A 21,512-nucleotide genomic window follows, 5' to 3' on the forward strand; every position below is an offset into this window, starting at 1 on the left:
AAATAGTCCGCACAGTATTCTGAATGCCTCATTGCAGGTATAAAAAAAGACCGCATAATTTTATTATGCGGTCTTTTAGTTATCTATCATTTGTTAAGTAAAAAAATCCGGTCAGCATTTCAGCCGACCGGCAAGCAGTTGGTAAAGTTTTGCAAAGGGGAGGAAAATCCCAAGCAAACTTTCTGCAGTTATTTATTTACTTTCTGTTTCCAGCTGTAGTTCCATTGATGGCATTTAGAGCAGAAATCCTGAAACTGACTATGCGCTGAGTGGCATTTTGTACATGCTAGTGTAGGGTAGTGCGACTTGTGTGGATTGGCATCGTATTCAGTGTCTTCTGTGATCTTTGCAAGTTCCTCGTAGCTTCCGTGGCAGTTTACACACTTGGATGACATAGAGTCTGCTTCATCATAATCATATGCTTTATGACAGGCATCGCAGAATAATCCTGCATTTTTGTGCGAATTTGCCAGTGTTCCTGTCTGGTAAAAGCTTTTAAATGCTGTCAGCGCTGATTCAGTATCAGCAGTGAAGTTATTCTTTGTATCTACTCTTATAGTTCCATTTTCTTCAATATGGCATGATACACAGGCTGTATTATCAATATCCATGTGAGTAAAATGGGCTGAATGCAAAGTATTGCTTAACTTAAATTCCTTGTCTTCAATATGGCATGAAAAGCAACTCTGAAAGTCTTGTACCTGAATATGCTTTGACTGCAGCACATCTGATGGTTTTTCATGGCATGATGCGCATTGAAAACCGCTGTCGGCAAATGCTGAAAAAACACTTATAGTAATGAATGCAGCAGTTGATAATGTCTTAGTAAATCTCATTTTTTCTCTCCTGTTCCTATTTATTCGCAAGCCTGAGCTTTAATTGCTTTTTGTATGAATTGTTTTTTCTCATGCTTTATTCCCGAATAAAAAACATAAACCGATGCGCATATGCTTAAAACGCATGCTGGCGCTACTGTTTTTGCTGCACTGTATTGAGAGGATAAAACAGAGCTGAAAAATGCTCCGCAGGCTGCCCCTGAGCCAAGTATGCAGTGGAAGCGTCCAAGCAGACTGCCCAGATATTCAGATCTCGTGCTTCTTATCAGCTCTGTTGAGCAGGCAGACTGAGACACTGCACCGGATATACCGTAAGCTGCCGCCAGAAATGCTATGACACTGAACTCGGCGGTCTGGACAAGGACAATAAGTAACAAAGCGGATAAAATTCCGCCGGAGCCTATTAGTCTTTTTCTATCTTTTTTATCAGCCAGAACTCCGGCTAAAGGCAGAGATACAGCAAAGAATAAAGATGATATGCTTATTATCAGACCTGCTGTTATATCGCTGAACCCCGTCTTTTTGAGATACACTGGCAGAAGAACCACAACAGAGGAAATGCACCATCCTCTCCAAAAAATATAAAATAAAAGAGGAGTACAGTGAGCCAAGGATACTCCGCAGCGGGCTGTGGAGTGTATCTTTCCTTTTATCGCTTTGCTGCCGGACAATGCCCCTATAACCAGCGCAGCGAAACTTACGGCAGACATGAGAAGGAACACAGAGCTGTGACCATAAGCATTTCTGAGAACTCCTCCGAAAAAAGGTGCTGCAGCAAGTGCTGTATAAAAAGACATATCAAATATGCTCAGTGTTTTGCCCTGCGTTTCCTTTCTGCTGTTAATACCTATAGAATAATGGATCACAGGTCTGAACAAGGCGCATGCCCCGCCTTGAATAATTCTTGTGATAAGGATTACTGTCTGATCAATAAAAAAGAAATATGAGCATGATACTGCAAGATATGCGAGAAGACCTGCATTCAAAATTTTGTAAAAACCGAATTTATCCAGCATTTTCCCTGAAAACGGGCTAAGGATGATTTTAGAGAGAGAATAAAATGCAAACGCTGCTCCCATGGCTGCAGCGTTCATGTTAATATCTCCCATATAGAGTGAAAATAGAGAATCATTGACGCTGAATGCGAACGTAATTAGAAAATTAATTATAAAAAGTTGAATAAACATTCCATATTTTTCTGTGCGCATAAAGCTTCCTCTTTATGCTTATGATAAACGGTGGGAGTCATAGTTAGAATCAGTGAAAGCACTTAAAAATATGGGGGAATTTACTTAGGCGACACAGTTGAAAATCTTCATATGTCCTTATTTTTATGCGGTCGAAGACAGAACACCACGCTTTTAAGCGTGGATGAATGAGCCTTTCGACGGTATACTTTTCTATGGAAATCATTAAGACCTCTCACAGTGCTTATTACTTGAAATATCATGTAGTTTGGGTTTGTAAATACCGTCGAAAGATCCTGAAGCCTGGTGTCTGTTCTTATATTCGTAAAACGTTGCCCAGTTTATTGAGAAGTATGCCTGGCGTTGAAATAGAAGCCATTGGCTTTGACTTAGATCATTTGCATATGGTTATAATTATTCCTCCCAAATATAGTATTTCAGATGTTATGGGTAGATTAAAAAGCCAATTGGCTTCCCGTATGCGAAAATTTTTTGATTGGTTAGAAAAAGTATACTGGAATGAAAATATAGTGTGGTCGCCAGGCTACTTCGTTAGCAGTATTGGTTTGAATGAAGACGTAATTAAAAATTACGTCGAAATGCAAGGGCAACAGGATTCAGGACAGCTCAAGATTGAGCTGTAAAAAACATGCGATAGCATGGCGAAAGCATAGAACCCCGGGTTTACCCGGGGGTATCTATTAAATACTGCAACCGGAAACTGAAACTTATGAAATTTATGGAAATGATATAAAAATTTACGCATTTGATATTTTTTATATCTCTAAATTAGTTTAATGCGTCTTCATCAATTTTGTGAGGATGTATAATGAAAAAAATACTTTTTCTTTGTTCTTTTTTTCTTTTGTCGGCGCAGTTGTACGCAGCTGAACAAATAGTTCTTGAGACTGTGACTGTTACCGCTCAGAAATTTGAGCAGGATGAAAATGAGGTTCCTGTAACAATGGATGTTTTCACCCGTTTGGATTTTGAGGAAAAGAATATAAGTGATCTCAAAGACATTTCCCGCTTTTCCCCTAATTTTTTTCTGAAATCCGACAATATAGGCAATCTTCCGGTTATAAGGGGTGTTGCTCCTGTTGTGACAACACTTACAGGCTCCGCTGGAATATTTGTTGATGGTGTGGCTATGCCGACTCTTTTTATGCAGCAGCCGGAACTAATAGACGCTGAAAGAGTTGAGGTTTTGAAAGGCCCACAGGGGACGCTCTACGGCCGTAATACAGAATCGGGGGCAATAAGTATTATCACCAGAAAACCTGATAATGATATGCGTTTCAGTGCCGGGGGAGAATACTATATATACGATAAAAGCAGCAGCCCATATGGAATTAAGTACAGAGCTTCCGCATCTGCTCCTGTTATTGAAAACCGATTATTTCTGAGTGTTTCAGCTAAGGGTGAAAAAACTGACGGATACTTCAAAAATCTTTATAATAATGACGAAAAAGCAGGTGAGCTGGACAGAAAGGATTTTGCTCTGAAGCTTCGTTTCACTCCTTCTGCTGCATCTGAAATTTATTTTTCGTCATACTATTTTGATGCGGATGACGCAAAAGGGAAATTCAGAATAAAAGAAGGGCTGAACTCAACCTCTGCTTATACAATTAACTATAATGATAAATACACTCAGGATTACAGCGGCTCAGTCAACAGCCTTCAGATGAAGTATGATTTCGGCGGAGTTGAGCTTGTATCAATCACCGGGTACACTGATTATTCCAGACGTTTTGAAAAAGATTTTGAGGGTTCTCCTCTTGCACAGGGTCTGAGTGTTCTTGACATTGATGATAATGCTTTTAGCGAAGAGATCAGGCTTTCATCCGACCAAAGCGGCTTGAGATGGATAGGCGGTGTTTATGCCTATACCCAGAAAACAGATGCTCTTTTTGATAAGACAGGCATACAGGACAGAAGAAAAACAGATATTAAAAACAAAAATCTGGCAGTTTTCGGTCAGGTTTCACCTGAAATTACGGAAAAGTTTTTCATGGATCTTGGCTTAAGGCTTGAGCAGACATGGCTTGATGCGGATATGAAGAGGAAATTTAAAACAGTTTCCTCTAAATATTCCGATGAGCATGACTCCTTTCAAGTTCTTCCGAAAGCCTCATTAAACTATCTCACAGAGAAAGGTATTCTTTATGCCTCATTTAGTAAAGGTTATCAGTCAGGCGGCGCAAGCTACAACTTTGCGTTTTCTGATGAGAGCCTTCTCTATGACGATGAGGAGACATACAACTACGAACTGGGTTTCAAACGTTCATTTCAAAGTGGAAAATACAAGCTTTCCGGTGCGCTGTTTTATGTGGACATGAAAGACAAACAGGTGAGTCAGGTTGTTCCGGGTGAAATGGGAAACATGAAGATAGATAATGCGGCAAAGGCCCACTCATACGGGGCGGAGCTTTCATTTGATGCTGTAGTAACATCCGAACTTCGTCTTTTTGCATCAGCCGGGGTTACAAAAGCTGAAACCGACGACTGGATGTACACAGAATACAGCATGATAACAGGTCAGGAAACTACATATGACTATAGCGGAAAAGAGCTTCCCTATGTTCCTGAATACAGCATTTCCGCAGGTTTTGCCTACCACAGCAGATACGGCATTTTTTGGAACAGCGATGTCGTATTTAACGGAGCTTACTACCACGACGGAGCAAATATGCTGAAAGAAGATGCTTACAGCATTGTTAATTCAAAAATAGGCTACGAGTCAGACCGATATACGGTTTCACTGTGGTGTGATAACCTGTTTAACGAAAGATACTACGAGGGCAGCTCAATGATGCGTGCTGTTGCCGTTGTTGAAGACTCCGCACCGAGAACTTACGGTATCAGTCTGGATTACAGGTTTTGACATGGCAGATGCTTACAGCAATCTGATAAACGAAATGAACGGGTGCATAAGGTGGCTTCTTCTGGAAGCCGCCGTGCGTATGAAACTGTTTGATATTACAGAAAAATGGGTAACAGATGAAGATATCTCACACTGTCTTGGCACAAATATTTCAAAGACTGCTTTGTATCTTGATGCCCTTGTTTCATGCGGTTATCTCAGGAAATTTTGCGGTCAATACAGGAACAGTGACTTATCGGAAAAATACTTAAAAAGCGGTCAGGAGCTTTATCAGGGCAGTCTTTTGCTTTCTCTTGGGGAGCGAAGGCTTAAAAACCTTGATAACATACCGCTTTTCTTGAAAGAAAACGGCGGACAAAAACTTAATCTGGCTGATGAAAACATATGGAAAAACTCTATAGATACACTCATTCCTTTTCAAAGAGCTGTTTCAGAAAATGTTGCCGACATTCTGGACTCTCTCAATGAAGCAGAAAGTTTTCGTGATGTTCTGGATCTTGGAGGAGGACCATGCCTTATCCTTGAAGAATTTCTGAAAAGACACGAGGGGATAAACCTGACGCTTCTCGATCTGCCTCCTGTTGCGGATTTGGCAGAAGGGTTTTCTCCTGCGTGTAAATATATTAAAGGGAGCTATTCGCACATAGATTTCGGAGGAGAATACGACCTTATATGGGCGAGCAGATCACTCTATTATGCGGATGATATTAATAATATTGCTTCAAAGGCGTTTTCTGCCCTGAAAAAAGGCGGATATTTTATCTCCCTGCATGAAGGGCTCTATAACGAGAGAACAGAGCCATATGAGGTCATTTTGGGCAGAGTTGGGGTGGCTATGAACGGCTCGGATGTTTCTTTTAGCAGAGGTGAAATAGAAAATGCACTTACCGGCGCCAGCTTTAAACTGCTTTCGGTACAGACTGTGACCTCAATAGGTGGTGTGGCGGATATGATAACTGCGGTGAAAATATGAGGTTTCTTGTAGCATTTATAATACTTATTTCAGCAGCATCAGGCGAATGCAAAGATAAAATAATACTTACAGGTACTGCTGTTTTCGGCACATGTCCAATGATTATGATGGCAGAAGATAAGCTGTTTGAAACGAACGGCTTTGATGCGGAGTTTATACCATGGAATACACCGGATCAGTACAGAGCGCTTATTTCATCCGGAAAACAGGTTTACGCACTTATCAGCACTCTGGAATATGTCCGTCTGAATAAGTCTGTCAGAGATATGTCCTCCATGTTCACAGTGGAGGGAAGCCAGCTTTGGTTTATGGGCAGAAAAGAGAAAATGAGTCTGGACGATTTGAGAGAGGAAACTGTTGCTCTGCCTTTTCGTGGTGATATGCCTGAAATAATGCTTGGGATGCTGCTTGCCAAAAGAGGTTTAAGCACTGAAGATGTAAAAATAGTCTCTGCCGGGGGTGCTGTAAACTCTGCGCAGCTTGTTATGACCGGAAAGGCAGGCTCCGTTATGCTTCCTGAGCCTGTGGCCGGCACAGTCAAAGACATCTCTTCATCCAGAAAAGGGCTTGTGCCTCTTTATTACTCATTATCCGTTGAGGATGAATGGAACAGGCAGTATAACGGCAATCCTCCTCTTGTGCTGAATGTAATTTCCGGTTTCTCCACCGGAAAAGAAACTGATGAAATTTTCATGAAATATTACGGAAGCTATTTTGAACAGTGCAAGAAGAGCGATGAGGCGGCAGTCAGCGCTTTCATCCGTTATTTTCCTTCGCTGGATAAGAAAAGTACCGGCAGGCTCCTCAGCAGCAACACAGACAGGCTTAAAACACTTGAAGACGGTTCCAGCAATCTTAATAATTTTATCAGTCTGATGGGGAAACATGCTGTCAAGGCTTACTGACAAACCATACAGGCTCATAGGCGGAGCTGCCCTCATCGGGCTGTGGCAGACAGCATCAGTATTTATGAGCGACATCACTATGGCATCTCCTGTTGAAGCGTTTGGGGCTGCGTGGCGTATGATATGCGATCCGGTTTTTCTTAAGGAGCATCTGAGTATAAGCATAATGCGGACTGTTCTTGCCCTTATGCTCGGGTCCTTATGCGGCTTTTTTCTGGGAGTCCTAGCCGGAAGATTTGAACCTGTTATGGATTTTCTGGAGCCTTCACGCAGGCTGATGACAAGTATTCCTGCTGTGGTTGCCACTGTTCTTGCAATGCTTTGGTTTGGAATGGGCAGTGTTATGGTCATTGTTTTAAGCACGGTCTTTATCGTGCCTACGGTTTATGTGAATATTGCTGAAAGCATGGTGAAGTGCGACAAAACATATACGGAGATGGCATTTGTTTACAGGTTTTCTTCTCTTATGCGCCTGAAGTATATATACCTGCCTGCCGTTTATGCTGCGCTGACAGCTTCGCTTGTTGTTACGACCGGTAACAGCATGCGCCTTGTGATACTCGCAGAGGTTATGGGAGCCGGTGAAGGGCTCGGCTATGTGCTTGGGATTTCCAGAGCAAGGCTCGACATGCCGACATTATACGGATGTGTGCTTATCTCATTCGGTTTCGTGTGGCTTGGTGAAAATATAATAAGGAAAATTCTTAGGAGACGTACGGGATGGAAAAAAACATCTGCAAACTCTGCGGCATAACAGTACGCATGGGAGAAAAGAATATACTGGAAAATTTCAGTATTGAGATCAAAAGAGGATGTGTAACCGGTATCGCTGGCAAAAGCGGTAAAGGGAAGACCACTTTGCTGCGTACTATTGCGGGACTGGAAAAGCATACTGAGGGGACAGCCGAATTCTCATACAATAAATTAGGGTATGTTTTTCAGGAGCATAGGCTTTTACCGTGGGTTACTCTTCTTGAGAATACTGCGCTGCCTCTTATTCGTTATATGAGAAAGAAAGATGCGGAAAAGAAAGCTTACGGGGCGCTTGAGTCCGTTCTGCTTGATAAATGCGCCGATATGTATCCTGAAAACCTTTCCGGTGGTATGGCACGCAGAGCTGCAATTGCCAGAGCCCTGGCATACGAGCCGGATTTACTGCTGCTTGATGAACCCTTCAGCGGTCAGGACTCCGCAACTAAAAAACACCTGATTGATGTCTTGAAGGCGTATATGCAGAACACGGAGTCTTCTGTGGTTCTTGTGAGTCACCATGATGAAGATTTTGATATGCTTTCTGCGGAAGTCGTTTCTTTATAGCTTTTTCCGGTATTCTCTGGGCGGTACTCCTTTTTCCTTGCAGAAGCAGGCACAAAAGTGGCTTGACGAGCTGAACCCTGTCGAGTAGGCAATTTCTGTTATGTTCATATCTGTATCTGTTAGATATTTTTCCGCCAGATTAAGCTTTTCCTTCCGTATGAAGGTAAAAACACTTATTCCGAAAACTTCCTTAAAAATCCTGCACAGCTTTGTATGACTCATGCCAGCACTTTTTGCAAGCTCATGCAGGCTGTAGCCTGTTTCCGGGGTCGCTTTTATAAATGCGGCTATCTCTTCTGCTGTTCTTTTGTCTTTTGAATTAACTGTTATGCCATCAGCCATAAACGTTTCCATCAGGAGTTCAAGAATCCAGGCATGAATCATTGTTTTACCTGTCAGACCTCGGTATCCGGATGAAATGATTTTGCTGCACATATATTTTGTATAAGGTGAAAAACATTTAAACTGCTCTATATTGTTTGGGTCAGATTTTTTAACGGACTTTCCGGTATCATTAAGTAGTCCGCCCAAGGCTGTCTCAGAAAGTTTAATTATGACAGCTTCTGCCTTGCAGCCGGAATAGAGCTTCCTGTGTATTTCTGAATCCTTTGTGTAAAAAAGGTAGGATGACCCTCCTGAAAGCTCCTTCCAGCGGCTTGTTCTGCCTGCTTTGAGACCAAAGGCACCTTCAAGGATAAACACAAAGTTAGCTATGCTTCCTTCCTCCTCAAAGACAGACTCAGCAGAAGAGGACGCAAAAGCTGTGCTGTGTGTATAGCTTACACCTTCGGCAACAGTGCTGCGGAGAATTTTACCACTGGTATCAGCACCGTTTAAAAGAAGCCACTTCCTACTGTTATCCAGTGAATATTCATTTGCCAGATTCAGCATGTTTTTTCTTCACCCTTATGTAGCTTTTGTGTAATTATCGGCTTGGAGATTGTTTTGTCAATCTAATAAAGTAAGATAATGAAAAAAAAGCGGGCATAATGCCCGCTTTCAGGTGGAAGTGTGTGTTGACTTGTTAGTTTACTTTTTGCCGAGGGCAAATTTGTAAACAGCATAGAAGCGGGTATCTTCGTAGTCTTCGCCGCCTTCTTTAACATTTATGTTTGCATATCTTGCTCTGAGGCTGAGACCGTCAAGAGCGCCTGAAAAAGCATACTGAATGCTGTAGTCTGTTTCAGCCTGATCTTTTCCTGTGGAGGTGGGAACATCATATTCTGCATGGTATACATATGCGCTGAGTCCCTTAAGCCCGATCTGTGAGAAGTCATAAGCAATTTTTGCAGCATAAGCTTTTTCATCTGCTCTGCCTGAAGCAAGTATCTGCTGAATTATAACCTTTTCGTCACCCCATGGTAAAACAAGACCGTCGTCTCCGGTTTTAGCATAGAATCCTGTAACATTGAGTCCCCTGAATATAAACCCAGTGTTGAAGCCGTACTGATCTGTGTCGGCCTCTCCGTTAAGCTCGTCTCCCTGAGATTTCTGGGTGAAATATGAAGGGCTTAAGTAAACTGTTGTTTCTCCAAGTTTTTTGCTCAGTCTGGCTTTCAGGAATATTTCATTGTAAATATCATCCATTGAATAGTACCAGGCCTGAACATTGGCTTTTACTGCTTCAACGGGGATATTATATGATGCTCCGAAGATCATCATGTCTTTATCTTCATCAATTACATTGGCTCCGCCGGGTTCATCAGCTACCGACTTTGAAAGGGGAATGAATTCATCATCGGTCCATCCCATTGCATCTGTGAGGTAATAAGCAGACAGTGTGAGGTTTTCAAAAGAGTTATTAACGATTGAAAACCCTTTATATGTTCTCGGCAGCATACGCAGATCATGGGTTTCAAGCATAGGAGTTCTTACTTCCTGCGCACCGTATTTGATTACAGTATCAAACCACTCACCCTGAATAAAGTATTCCTGAAGACGTGTAACGTTTTTGTGGTTGCCGTCTTCATCTTTGGCGAGGATGCTGTAAACTGCATCATTGTCATCATTAAAAACACCGTTTACAGTTGCGAAAGCCGCACCGAAAGATATTCCTTTAAAAGGTGCTGTGCGGTAGTAGAGAAGCCCGCCGGCAGCAGTATCTTTCCTGTCGGGTGTTGTTTTATCGAAATCTCTTTCAAAGCTGAGGATTCTGATTTCTCCTCTGAGTGAGCCGTCGGCGAACATATCTTTTATATTGTCCGCAGCGAATACCGTTGCAGACGCACATATCATAACTGATAAAATTATCAGGGCTTTAAGTTTCATATCTATCTCCTGTAATAAAAAATTAAGTATGCTCTTATGCCACTGTTTCGTAATATGAAGAGGGCAGTTTACTGCTGTCAAAGAGTGCAAGGTAGGTCAGACCAAGCACACCCCTGTAAAAATCTGTGCGGACGTGTTTAAAAGCCTCGGTACAGAACTTGGGAAACCACGAGGCAATATGATTTACAGTGAAATCTTCAAACAGATCCGTAAGTTTATTGTAGTTTTCAAGGTCATTGTTATTCAGTGCGTTTGCCCGCTGAAAAGAGAGGAAAGCGGCGAAATCAAGCTGAACGCCTATGTAGTCGTGGCGGTTATTCAGCTCGGCATATCTTGTGTAGTCCGCATCAAGATAAAGCGCCGCAAGCTCTTTTATAAGTCCGGGGTTTTTCACCGCAAGGTAAACTTCCTCATAAGGCGCTTTTGGTCCGTAGTCAGGCGAAACCGCTCTGAAAAGCTTTGTCCAGTCCCTTTTGAGGTTCAGTAGTTTTTCTTCGTCGCTGTGAGGAAAAGTGGAAGCTGCATAGTTTTTAATTTTCAGCACAGCCTGTTTAACATCCTCATCAGCTATTTCATCTGTATTAAGACTGCGTGTGCCGTCGATAATATCCTGCTCCGGGTTGCAGTTGTAGAAAGCCGCAAGCAGAGAAAAGATTTCGGCATCGTTAGCAGCACTTTCAAACAGTACACTTGTTGATTTGTCCATTACAGACCTCCTTAGAAAATGACCTTCCGGCGGAGGAAGAAAAGCACGGAAGGTCATTAGAAGTGTTTAGTCTATGTAAAATACTCTCGGTGATGTTCCCTTTTCAGGGTAAAGCGGTTTTGGTTTGTACTGCTTAAACATTTTCGAGATTTCGCTGTTGGGGTCGTCAAGATCTCCAAAAGTTCTTGCGACACCCGCACATGTGGCAACACATGCAGGCGGAAGTCCTTTTGATCTTCTGGGAGCGCAGAAGGTGCATTTATCAACTGTTCCCGCAGGGTGATCTTTGTAGCGAGCCTGCTCAAAAATATCCTGTTTGCCTACTTCAGACCAATAGGTTGGTGTATCTTTTTCATTGAAGTAGCGTGCGCCGTAAGGGCATGCTTCCATACAAAGCTGGCAGCCTACACATTCAGATGTTGTGATCTGAACTGTTCCGTCTTCCATTTTTTTAGATGCTCCTGTGGGACACACTTCCACACAGGGGGCTTTATCGCAGTGGTTGCATATAAGCGGGCGGTATTCCATATGGGCTTTGGGAAAACTGCCCACTTCTTCAGTTATGGTTTTTGTCCAGAATGTACCCGGAGGAGTAGCATTGGCAACTTTGCACGCAACTGCACAGCCGTGGCACGCATAACATCTTCTTCTATCAATTATCATTGCCAGTTTCATTTCTTTCTCCTTAGGCTTTGTAAATACGAACGGGCACAGAGTTAGACACGCCTATCGCAACAGCACAGCAGGTGGATATTTTCGCATTCGTCAGTTTGTTATACATGGGGTATGAGGAAGCTTTCTTGCCGAGCGAATCCACAAGACGTCCGAGCGCACCCGCAAAACCTACAACATCAGGGAAAATAAGCTCTGTAACGTGAACCTGACCGGAGACTTTTCCGTTGGCTGATTCAACCCAGATTGTGTCGCCTTCTTTGATGCCTTTTTCTGCCGCTGTTTTGGTATTGAGGCATATTTTTCCGTAAGTGGGGTCAAATGTCTCACTCACTTCATTCAGGTACGGAAGCTGGTCGTTACCCGCTATTCTCATGGGAGAAGTGGGTGCTTTCCAGTTGATTGAAATCATGTCGTACTTGTTGCCTTTTTTAACTTCTGTAAGGTCTTTCGGTCTCCATTTTATTACAGGTTCGTAATACTGGAGCTGATCTTCCATATCAAAGTCGGGCAGGTATATTTTGTCTTTGTATTCGGTAAAGAACTTACGAAGCTCATCACCGCTGCGTTTCAGACGTTCAAAGTAAATAGGGTGTCTGGTTTCGCCTTTTTTGAAGAAGGATGAGTTGTAAGCATCGGCAGGAGCCATCTGCTGAACAATGATTCCTTCTTTCTTCATATCATCAAGAGGTCTGTTGAAGTAAGCTTTTACCCCTTTGTCCCAGATTTCGGCTATGGTGTAGCGTTTGCCGGGCTGAAGGTAATCTTTGGGGTCAAGCTTGGCGAATGTAACCTCACCGAGAATTACACCTGTTTTATTGATGTTTGCGTTGAAGTCATCAATCATACCGATGCGTTCGCAAAGTTCGATGATAATGTCCTGAGGCTGTTTTGTGTTATACAGAGGAGGCATGGGGTCTCTGTACATCATGACCCTGGTGGAGATTGTCTCTTTTGTATAAACGTCAAAAGCGCCTTCGTATGAGTTTACGGACTCTTTTTCAAGCAGAGCGTGCGAGGGCAGGAGTATGTCTGCCATGTGCGCCATTTCGTCATAGTGGTATGCCACAGTGGCGGAGAAAGGTATCTTAGCCACAGAGTCAGCAACCATATAAGGTTCTGTGGTGCTTGCTATGGGGTTTGAGCCGACTGAAAGGAGGGCATCAATCTCATAGTTAAGACCGTATTTATGAGGATCAGCCGCAACTCTGAACGCAAGGGTGGGCAGAGTGTGTTTGTGCGGAAAATACTCAGAAAGGTTAACATGCTGAGGAGGATAAACAGGTTTTTTGAACCTTGCTTCGCCTTTGGGAGCCACAACACCGTCTTCATCAGGTTTGAGGAACGGTCCTCTCTGTGTTCCAAGCATACCACCGGGTACGTCAAGCGAACCGACAAGCATGTTGAGAAGCTTTGTCATAAGGTCGGCAGGAACGCCGTCACGCATGTTTTTGATACCGCGTTTACCTTCACATACGGATGTACGTTTGGGCATGAGGAGTTTTTCACCTTTGCCGTTAACCATCTCGATGCTTTCGCCGATGCTTGCGTTTTCAATGAAGTCTCTTGCGACTTCTCTGATTTTGGCAGCAGGGATACCTGATATTTTTGCAGCCCATTCAGGAGTATTCTTTTTGAGTCCTTCTTTAACAAGAACAAAGCCTGCCTTTGTCTTTTCGCCGTTTACTTTGATATTTTCAGCATAAATATCAGGGTCAGACAGTGTTTTGTCGTCAAATGATTTAACTTTTTTATCTTTAAGGTCATAGATCTGCGGTTTGCCGTCTTTGCCTCTGGCGTAGTATCCGTCTGAAGCTATAAGGTAAGGTGCGTTGGTTTTCCATTTAAGGAAATCAACGTCCATTTTCTTAACTTCAAAAATGATGCTGTTCGCAACTCCCATAAGGAAAGCAAGCTCTCCGCCGGGTTTAACGGGAACCCACTCCATTTTAGAAGCATCCGGTCCGCAGTGAGGATCGACACAGACAATTTTAATATCTTTTTCATTGTAAATTCTGTTCAGAAGCCCTCTGACACCGCCGTCAGAAGATGCGATACCCATACCGAGGTTCATACCCATAGCGAGTATGTATTTTGCGTATGTTGCATCAGGCTTAACACCGGGGAAAACACCCTGAACAAGGTCAGATGCGTAGTGCAGAACACAGAGTGTACCGTTGCTTTTTACATAGTTTGGTGTTCCGTAAGCGCCTGCGAAGTAGAAAAGGAATGTACAGAAGAAATCCATATCGCCGAAGCCGACAGAATACATGAATCTTCTGGGATCTTTTTCTCTTATTTCTTTCAATACGCCTGCTGTTGTGTTCAGTGCTTCGTCCCATGATATTTCAACCCACTGAGGATCTTCCTGAAGACCTTTCTTGGGGTTGGTTCTTTTCATAGGTGCTTTAACTCTGTAGGGGTTATAAAGGTTCTGGATTATTGATTGTCCCTTAGCGCAGAGAGCGCCTTTGCTGGTGGGAGTCTTAGGGTTACCCATAACTTCCACTGCCACGCCGTTTTCCACACGGTACATATTAGGACATGTCCCCCTCATGCACATGCGGCAGTGCCCGTAATGCCAGTTGTCTTTGGACATTATGCCTTTCTTGGCGTCGGCTGCAGCAAGAGCGGAGTTTGTGCTGTCAAGGTTAATACCCATGACTGCGGCAGCTCCCGCTATACCGGCCGCTTTTAAAACCGATCTCCTGCTTACTTGAACTGTTTTCATGTTCTACCTCAATGAAAGCGTACTGAATTAGCTAATTCGTGAGTTTATATTAGGGTTTAATGCATGATAAAAAAGGTCTAGTTACGCTGATAATAGAGAGACAAGTTTGACAGAAATATGAATTTGGCTGCAGATGTTCTTGATGTTAATTATTTTTATTTATTAATGATATAGCTACAAAAAAGCATTTATCTTCCAGATTCTGTTTTTTATATGAAACAGCACAGGATATAAAATATAAATTTCTTTATTTGACTGATATATTCTGCATCTTGTCTCTATGTTTGTGCATGATCTGGGTCTTTTTCTCTGACGGTTTTATGTTTATGTTAAGAAAAAAACAGTTTACTGTTTAGTTTTGCCGCTTATTTTAAACAAATTATATGCGGCGGTCAGTGAAAAACGGTATTATTGATTACACAGACAGGAGTTTCAAATGTTATACGAATGGAAGGCAGACAGCTCTTCCGGGCGCTCAATGTATATGCAGCTTGCTGACTTTTTCAGAGAAAAAATCAGAAACGGTGAGCTGAAGAACGGGACAAAAATGCCCGGGAGAGAGTACCTTATGACACATTTGGGAGTGAGTAAAACCACTCTGATCTCCGCTTTCAGCCAGCTCCAGCACGAAGGACTTCTGGTTTCCTACCCAAAATCCGGTTACGTGGTAACTAATAACCCAGACGGCAGGCAGGTAAACTGGCACGAATACATAAGAAAAGCCAGACACAAAACCAGCTTTGATGAATACCGATTTTGGGGAAACTCAGGCGGAGTGACAAATTTCAGCCTGAGCAGCAGTTTCAACACCGCTGAATATCTTCAGGATGCAATGAAAACTTCCGCTGCCAGAATAAATGATAATAATAATCTTGAACTTACTAAATATGGTCTGACATCATTGCGTGAGTCCGTCGTCCGTCATGTTGCAAGGCTGGGGATAAAAACAAACGTGGAAAATGTACTCATTTCCTCCGAGACGATTCAGAGGCTGTATTATGTTTATGAATCTCTTCTGAATGTGAATTCCAGCTTTTTGTATGAGCAGACAAATATAATTAATACCATCTCAAACATACACTCCCTCGGCATGAACATGACTCCGGTTAAGATGGATAAGCATGGTATCTCCGCTGCAGATCTAGAGAAGAAGATCGTAAAGCACCGATGTTGCCCGATTCTGCATATTGATCCCACTGATCAGGGACCTACAGGTATTGTTATGAGCAGAAAAAGGAGACAGGAAATCATCGAATTGATAAATAAATACAGCATTCCTGCCGTGGAGATCGACCATTCTGCTAATATATGGCACTCAAGGACTTCTCTTAACCCTCTGAAATCTCTGGATACTCAGGGAAATGTAATATACATGGGCAGTCTTTTGAAATGTTATCCGTTCGATTTTCAGTTGTCATGGATTATTGCAGACAGATATCTGATTGAACATTTCAGCAATGTTTTCATACAAAACGGTGTAAAGGCAAACTTCTTTATGCAGGTTGTAGCAGATGAAATGTTCAGAAGCGGAATGATGTATGTGATGATGAAAGACATAAAGTCATTTGTTCAAAAAAGGCGTGAAGATGCACTCAGGCTCTGCGAAAAGTATCTCAGTCCCAAAGCGGAGTGGGATGAACGTAACTGCCATTTCCATTTCTGGCTTAATTTTCCCGGGATTAATATTAAAAATATTTTCACCCAGCCTGGGGGGCTGACTGACATATACCCCGGTTATTTCTTTGACATGAACGATACAAACCATATTCTCCTTTGTCCTGCTTCGATAGAGGAAGAGAAGCTTGAGGATACAATAAGCAGAATAGCTTATGCGGTAGAAAAGGGCTGCTGATGTCAGCAGCCGGCAGGTATGTGATCCTCGATGGGATAGCCCTTTTTTGACCATTCCTCAATATTTTCATCAAATACCTTTATATCGTTTTGGTTATATCCGTTGGTGATAAATATATTCCATCCTTGTTCAGCATCTGTGCCATTCTCAAATATAAGAACTATTTCCTTGTCTTTAGGTACTTCACTCAGACGTTTTTCCAACATATTAAGAGGCAGACTTCTGGCTGTGGGAAGGTGTGAATATATGTATTCGATATATTTACGGGTATCATATACATACCAGATGTCCTTTCTTATGCCTTCGTATAGAGCATCTGACGATAGTCTGGCAGAATAGGGGATTGATGAGCCGCTGCTCCGGCTTGTTTTTGTGACCTGTAAATTATAAAATGCCCATGAGGCGGCAACAATAGCTGTGATAACAATTAAGAAAATACACTTTTTCATACTTAATCCTCTTTGGTTTTCCATGAAGTAAGAATATAGAAAGTTATTACAAAGCCGCATATCAGGTCAGTGAAGAGCCACGGGTTGATGCCTGTGATTGTGCTTAGGGTCATCTCACCGAGAAAACCAGTCATTATTATTCCCAGAAAAAATTTAAATAAAAATCCGAAAAACAGACCTCCGGTTATAAATCCTGCCAGTCCGGCTGTCAGGTAATCCAGATTTCCCTGACCTATGCCTGCTATGAGTGTTCCGGGACATGTTCCGGCAATTGCCATTCCTGCTCCGAATATCGTTCCTCCCAGAAGGTTACCCGCTATGGAAACGGGCGGTACAGTCTCTGTCATTCCTACAGTTTCCGGCTGAAAAAGGAGATAAATAACACTTCCTGTTGCTATGGCGGTACACATGAACTTCATCATTGTCCAGTCTTTTAACCTGAATTGATTTATAACTATGCTGTAATTAGTTAACCCGACCTTCTGCAAAGCAAAGCCGAAGAGAATGCCCAATGCGGCTGTAACGAAAGTTTCATCCATTATTTTCTCCCGTATATTAACAATATTGTGATTATTCCTGATGCAAACACTCCGGCGATGAAGAGAAATCCCGCAGGTGATAGGAGCATAGTGGCTGAAATCCCCAGCCCGCTTGTGCATCCTCCTGCTATTCCGGCGCCTGTTGCCATTAAAAAACACCCTGTAAAAAGAATGGCGGCTCTCTTGAATTTGCTGACCCCAAATCGTTTTTTCCACTCATTGTCAGGCAGAGTGCGAACCTTAAAGTCGCCTGAAAAGAGGCTAGCCAGCAGAGCGCCGGCGAATATGCCTATGAGCAGGATTAGCTGTGAGTCAAACACCGGAGGCTTAACACGGTTGAAAAAAGCATTTGAAGGAGGAACAAACCCCGCTGAATTAGCGATCATGCTTGCTATAGTTTCAAATCCGCCGGATACGCCAAGGGTTTTTCCTGTAAGAACAATGCTTATAGAAGCTGCAACTCCCGCTGCGATTCCCGCTGTCCATGGCGACCATCGCTTCATTTTAAAAAATTTTGTAATGTTCATGATTTTTCCTTATTTCCTTTATATTGCTGTGAGTAAGGGTGCTTAGAAAATCTGACATATGGTCTATTTCCTGTATTGTGTTGTATAGCCCGAAACTTATACGCACCATGCCGGGACGGGCAGCATCAGGATAATTCTGATAATATTTTATCGTTTGGTCATCCATACCCAGAAGTTTCTGGACATACGACTGGGCGCAAAAACAACCGCTGCGCACTGCTACTCCTGCCTCTTGCGAAAGTGCCGCTGCAAGATCCTGATGAGGGATTTTTCTTATATTAAAAGGTATTACCCCGATTCGGCTTGTTTCTTTCCCATCGCAGTACAGGCGTAATCCGGATATATTGCTCATTTTTTTCAAGGCATATTTCATAAGCTCTGCCTCATGTGCCGCAATATTATTCATTCCCACGTCACAAAGAGTTTTTAAAGCCGATGCCATTGCCACAGCTCCCATTAAGTTCGGTGTCCCGGCTTCATCTCTGTGTGGTGTTTCTTCCCAGATTACATTATTACGGGTCACCAGATTAACTGTCCCGCCGCCGGAATGTTCCGGTGAGGTTCTCTGGAAAACAGTCTTCGGGGCAAGCAGAACCCCTGTACCGAAGGGGGCATACATTTTGTGAGAAGAGAATGCGAGATAGTCTATGTGCCCTGGTGTATCGGGCTTTTTGATATCTATTTCACTATGCGGAGCAAGCTGGGCGGCATCGACTAAAATTTCTGCACCGTATTTGTGAGCCATCTCCGCAATAGTGTGTATATCGTTTATATATCCGGTTACGTTGGATGCTCCGGTTACTGTAACCAGTCTGACTTTGCTTTTGTGCTGTTTCAGCTTATCTTCAAGATCATTCAGGCAGAGGCGTCCTGCTTTGTCTGTTTCTGCGTAACAGATTTTAAAATGTTTTCTCCACGGCAGGTCGTTGGAGTGATGCTCCATTTCTGTGGCAATAACAATATTCCTGCTTTCACCCGCCAGTGCTGCGGCAAGCTTGTTTATTGATTCTGTGGTATTTTTGGTGAATATCAGTACATCATGAACGGGATCTCCGTTCACAAAGCTCAGTATCTCTTTACGGCACTGTTCAAAGAGCTTTGATGCTGCTTCGGATTTTTTGCCGCTTCCTCTGTGTACGGATGAGTAGAGCGGTGCAAAACCGCAAACAGCCGCCATTACCGACTTGAAAGGAGGTGTTGTGGCTGCATTATCGAAGCATATTTCTGTATCTGTCTGTTCCGCACCGATTATAAGGTTCTCATAGTTGCGATTATTCATTTTTTTACCTGTTTTGATTAAATAAACATATTAAAATACTGGGAATTGAGTTTAAGATAGCTTTGAGTCTGTGGACAGGAAAGGTCCAGAAAGTCCTTTTTTTCAGGGACTAATCCAAAACGGCTCACAGACAGGAACGGAGCTGATGCAGTATCTTCCGGTTCTATTGTATGAAGATTAGTTATGTGGTATAAGATTAACTTTTAACAAAAGTATATCCATGCTTTTAGTTTTATTTCTGAGGAAAATATGCGGAACAGCCGTTATTTAATTTTATTTATAGTATTTTCTGCGGGTGTCGCTGCCCCGCTTAACCAGTTTAAAGTTCCGCCCATGATGAACCAGCTTATGTCTGCGCTTGGAGTAAACCTTGCTGTTTCAGGCTGGTTTATGTCCGTGTTTGCTCTTGTGGGAGTGCTATTTGCCCTGCCTTCAGGATATCTGATACGCAAAATAGGTATGAAATTTTCCGGAATTATTGCACTTTCCGTTTTGCTCGCAGGATCTGTTACAGGCGGTTTGTCCCATTCTGCCGGAATACTTATTTTCAGCCGTGTTATCGAAGGAGTAGGGCTGTGTCTTATTTCTGTTACCGGTCCTGCCTCTATTTCTGCTTGGTTTCCTGACGATAAAAGGGGAATGGCTATGGGGATCTGGGCAACATGGGTTCCTACAGGGACGATAATTATGTATCTTCTGGCACCATTACTTGGTGAATGGCGCTCTGCGTGGCTTTTCACCTCTGTTTACACTGCGGCGGTTCTTGTTCTGTTTGCTTTGTTTTTTCATATGCCTGCGGAATACACTCAAACCAGAGCGCAGGATGAAGAGAGACGATGTCCTTATAAAGAAAAAAACATTTGGTTTCTTGCCGCTGTTTTTATGACCAGCACCATTGTTATTGTTGCTGTTAAAACTTATGCGCCTGTCTTTCTGGAACAGAAACATGGACTCTCCACAGCTAAGGCATCCGGGCTGACTGTTCTTATAATGCTTTTTTCTCTTATTACTGCCCCTTTGTCCGGCTGGCTGTCTGATGTTTTCAAATCAAGGAAGGTTCTTCTCATAAGCGGCATTCTGCTTGCCTGTTTCTCCATGGCTTTTCTTTTTAGCTCAAGTACGGCATATTTTGCTGTCCTGCTTATAATACTTGGTATAACAGGCGGAATAGTGCCGACTGCAACCTTTTCATCTGTTCCTGAGATAATGAAGCTTCCCCGCCTCACAGGGCAGGGGATGTCCGTTATAGCTCTGGGGCAGAATGTGGGAATGTTTGCGGGTCCGGTTATGTTCAGCTTTCTGGCGGATTATTATTCATGGCAAACGGCAGGTGTTTTTATGGTTCCTTTGCTTATCTGTGCCTGTATAACGGCCTTTTTTATAAAAGTCAGGTAGTTGTTGATTTTACTTCTTAAAGAGCTTATTCTCAAATTTCATTAATTATTTAAACTTACAGGTATTTTATGGGGAAAGGCGTTTTTTTTATCATAGCTGCTGCTGTTCTTTGGGGTACAACAGGAACTGCACAGTTTTTTGCTCCTGAGGGAGCATCTCCGATGACTGTCGGGGCTTTCAGACTTCTTGTGGGCGGAACGGGACTTCTTCTGCTTGCTGTTGTATCCGGCTGCTTCAGGAATGGAAAGCCGTGGAATAAGCTTCATGTGCTTATGGGCGCTCTGGCAGTGGCTGCTTATCAGGTTACTTTTTTTACAGGTGTTAAGCTTACCGGTGTCGCTGTGGGGACAATAGTTGCCATCGGTTCTGCTCCGGTCAGCGCCGGTGTTCTGGGATACTTCATTCTTCATGAAAAAATAAGGATGAGGTGGTATATATCCTCCGCTTTGGCTATTCTGGGCTGCACACTTCTTGCTCTTTCCGGCGGCGGTGACATTACAATAAGTTTACCGGGAATTATATGTGCCTTTGGTGCAGGCTTTTCATACGCTTTGTATGCTCTGCTCACAAAAGTGCTTATCAAAGACCATAACGGAACAGCATCTGTGGGACTTATATTCTTTTTCGGCGCTGTTCTTCTGTCTCCTGTACTGTTTTTTACTGATACCTCATGGATAATGAGCTTACAAGGTGTGGGTGTTGCTGTACATCTGGGGCTGATTACCACAACCCTGTCGTATATACTTTTTGCAAAAGGACTTCAGACTGTCTCTGTTTCCAGCACAGCAACGCTTTCCCTCGTTGAACCGCTGACAGCGACTATTCTGGGAATATTTCTTGTCGGTGAGAAAATCAACTTTATGGTTGGAATGGGAATCACCTGTCTGTTTCTCGGTATAGCCATTCTTGTAATAAGAAGCAGGTCGTAACAAGCCTTTGGAGTTTCCTGAGGCTTTCTTAAAAATTTGTTATAATTCATAAGTGAATACAGG

At 42.9% G+C, this 21,512-nt stretch carries 20 protein-coding genes; 9 read left to right on the forward strand and 11 right to left on the reverse strand.

Annotated elements, in window-relative coordinates; genetic code table 11:
• Nucleotides 1–188: 188 nt before the first annotated feature.
• Nucleotides 189–836 (reverse strand): cytochrome c3 family protein, encoded by a 648-nt coding sequence (locus ACYRYY_RS00330; RefSeq protein ID WP_460213494.1) that lies wholly within the window; start codon nucleotides 834–836, stop codon nucleotides 189–191.
• 20 nt (nucleotides 837–856) lie between these two features.
• A complete protein-coding gene (locus ACYRYY_RS00335; protein ID WP_460213495.1) occupies nucleotides 857–2,044 on the reverse strand; it encodes an MFS transporter in 1,188 nt (395 codons plus the stop codon).
• Between the two features lie 194 nt (nucleotides 2,045–2,238).
• On the opposite strand from ACYRYY_RS00335, the gene tnpA reads away from it, so the two are divergent.
• The 6 genes from tnpA to ACYRYY_RS00365 all read left to right on the forward strand — a co-directional run bounded on the left by tnpA (nucleotide 2,239) and on the right by ACYRYY_RS00365 (nucleotide 8,102).
• The gene (tnpA, locus tag ACYRYY_RS00340; protein ID WP_460213496.1) at nucleotides 2,239–2,667 is read left to right on the forward strand and encodes an IS200/IS605 family transposase; all 429 of its coding nucleotides are present in this window, start codon (nucleotides 2,239–2,241) and stop codon (nucleotides 2,665–2,667) included.
• Nucleotides 2,668–2,852: 185 nt separating this feature from the next.
• Complete coding sequence (locus ACYRYY_RS00345; protein ID WP_460213497.1) at nucleotides 2,853–4,907, forward strand: TonB-dependent receptor; 2,055 nt, start codon at nucleotides 2,853–2,855, stop codon at nucleotides 4,905–4,907.
• Between the two features lies 1 nt (nucleotide 4,908).
• A complete protein-coding gene (locus ACYRYY_RS00350) occupies nucleotides 4,909–5,880 on the forward strand; it encodes a methyltransferase domain-containing protein (RefSeq protein WP_460213498.1) in 972 nt (323 codons plus the stop codon).
• On the forward strand, nucleotides 5,877–6,785 hold the full coding sequence (locus ACYRYY_RS00355; RefSeq protein ID WP_460213499.1) for an ABC transporter substrate-binding protein: 909 nt from the start codon (nucleotides 5,877–5,879) through the stop codon (nucleotides 6,783–6,785). Before ACYRYY_RS00350 ends, ACYRYY_RS00355 begins: the two co-directional genes overlap by 4 nt.
• The gene (locus ACYRYY_RS00360; protein ID WP_460213500.1) at nucleotides 6,766–7,539 is read left to right on the forward strand and encodes an ABC transporter permease; all 774 of its coding nucleotides are present in this window, start codon (nucleotides 6,766–6,768) and stop codon (nucleotides 7,537–7,539) included. Before ACYRYY_RS00355 ends, ACYRYY_RS00360 begins: the two co-directional genes overlap by 20 nt.
• A complete protein-coding gene (locus tag ACYRYY_RS00365) occupies nucleotides 7,506–8,102 on the forward strand; it encodes an ATP-binding cassette domain-containing protein (RefSeq protein WP_460213501.1) in 597 nt (198 codons plus the stop codon). Before ACYRYY_RS00360 ends, ACYRYY_RS00365 begins: the two co-directional genes overlap by 34 nt.
• On the opposite strand, the gene ACYRYY_RS00370 is transcribed toward ACYRYY_RS00365, so the two are convergent.
• The 5 genes from ACYRYY_RS00370 to ACYRYY_RS00390 form a co-directional block, all read right to left on the reverse strand.
• A complete protein-coding gene (locus ACYRYY_RS00370; protein WP_460213502.1) occupies nucleotides 8,097–8,993 on the reverse strand; it encodes a helix-turn-helix domain-containing protein in 897 nt (298 codons plus the stop codon). The two genes, ACYRYY_RS00365 and ACYRYY_RS00370, sit on opposite strands and share 6 nt — an antisense overlap.
• A 138-nt stretch (nucleotides 8,994–9,131) precedes the next feature.
• Entirely contained in the window at nucleotides 9,132–10,370 is a 1,239-nt protein-coding gene (locus ACYRYY_RS00375) for an OprD family outer membrane porin (RefSeq protein WP_460213503.1), read from the reverse strand.
• Between the two features lie 34 nt (nucleotides 10,371–10,404).
• Complete coding sequence (locus ACYRYY_RS00380; protein ID WP_460213504.1) at nucleotides 10,405–11,076, reverse strand: TorD/DmsD family molecular chaperone; 672 nt, start codon at nucleotides 11,074–11,076, stop codon at nucleotides 10,405–10,407.
• Nucleotides 11,077–11,142: 66 nt separating this feature from the next.
• Nucleotides 11,143–11,751, reverse strand: a complete 609-nt coding sequence (locus ACYRYY_RS00385; RefSeq protein WP_460213505.1) for a 4Fe-4S dicluster domain-containing protein — start codon at nucleotides 11,749–11,751, stop codon at nucleotides 11,143–11,145.
• Nucleotides 11,752–11,761: 10 nt separating this feature from the next.
• Nucleotides 11,762–14,479, reverse strand: a complete 2,718-nt coding sequence (locus tag ACYRYY_RS00390) for a molybdopterin-dependent oxidoreductase (protein WP_460213506.1) — start codon at nucleotides 14,477–14,479, stop codon at nucleotides 11,762–11,764.
• Nucleotides 14,480–14,915: 436 nt separating this feature from the next.
• On the opposite strand from ACYRYY_RS00390, the gene ACYRYY_RS00395 reads away from it, so the two are divergent.
• Nucleotides 14,916–16,331 carry an aminotransferase-like domain-containing protein gene (locus ACYRYY_RS00395; RefSeq protein WP_460213507.1) on the forward strand — a complete coding sequence of 472 codons (1,416 nt, stop codon included), beginning with the start codon at nucleotides 14,916–14,918 and terminating at the stop codon, nucleotides 16,329–16,331.
• Between the two features lie 2 nt (nucleotides 16,332–16,333).
• Here the strand turns inward: ACYRYY_RS00395 and ACYRYY_RS00400 are convergent, their stop codons facing one another.
• The 4 genes from ACYRYY_RS00400 to ACYRYY_RS00415 are packed head-to-tail and all read right to left on the reverse strand — an operon-like array spanning nucleotide 16,334 to nucleotide 19,125.
• Complete coding sequence (locus ACYRYY_RS00400; RefSeq protein WP_460213508.1) at nucleotides 16,334–16,780, reverse strand: rhodanese-like domain-containing protein; 447 nt, start codon at nucleotides 16,778–16,780, stop codon at nucleotides 16,334–16,336.
• Between the two features lie 2 nt (nucleotides 16,781–16,782).
• The gene (locus ACYRYY_RS00405) at nucleotides 16,783–17,319 is read right to left on the reverse strand and encodes a YeeE/YedE thiosulfate transporter family protein (RefSeq protein WP_460213509.1); all 537 of its coding nucleotides are present in this window, start codon (nucleotides 17,317–17,319) and stop codon (nucleotides 16,783–16,785) included.
• A complete protein-coding gene (locus ACYRYY_RS00410) occupies nucleotides 17,319–17,846 on the reverse strand; it encodes a YeeE/YedE thiosulfate transporter family protein (protein ID WP_460213510.1) in 528 nt (175 codons plus the stop codon). The genes ACYRYY_RS00405 and ACYRYY_RS00410 overlap by 1 nt, the downstream gene beginning before the upstream one ends.
• Nucleotides 17,824–19,125, reverse strand: coding sequence for an aminotransferase class V-fold PLP-dependent enzyme (locus ACYRYY_RS00415; protein WP_460213511.1), 1,302 nt, complete (start codon nucleotides 19,123–19,125; stop codon nucleotides 17,824–17,826). The genes ACYRYY_RS00410 and ACYRYY_RS00415 overlap by 23 nt, the downstream gene beginning before the upstream one ends.
• A 249-nt stretch (nucleotides 19,126–19,374) precedes the next feature.
• Between ACYRYY_RS00415 and ACYRYY_RS00420 the strand changes: the two genes are divergently transcribed.
• Nucleotides 19,375–20,520, forward strand: a complete 1,146-nt coding sequence (locus ACYRYY_RS00420; protein ID WP_460213512.1) for an MFS transporter — start codon at nucleotides 19,375–19,377, stop codon at nucleotides 20,518–20,520.
• A 68-nt stretch (nucleotides 20,521–20,588) separates the two neighbouring features.
• Entirely contained in the window at nucleotides 20,589–21,449 is an 861-nt protein-coding gene (locus tag ACYRYY_RS00425) for a DMT family transporter (RefSeq protein WP_460213513.1), read from the forward strand.
• Nucleotides 21,450–21,512 lie beyond the last annotated feature (63 nt).

It is taken from the genome of Geovibrio sp. ADMFC3 (assembly GCF_054687035.1).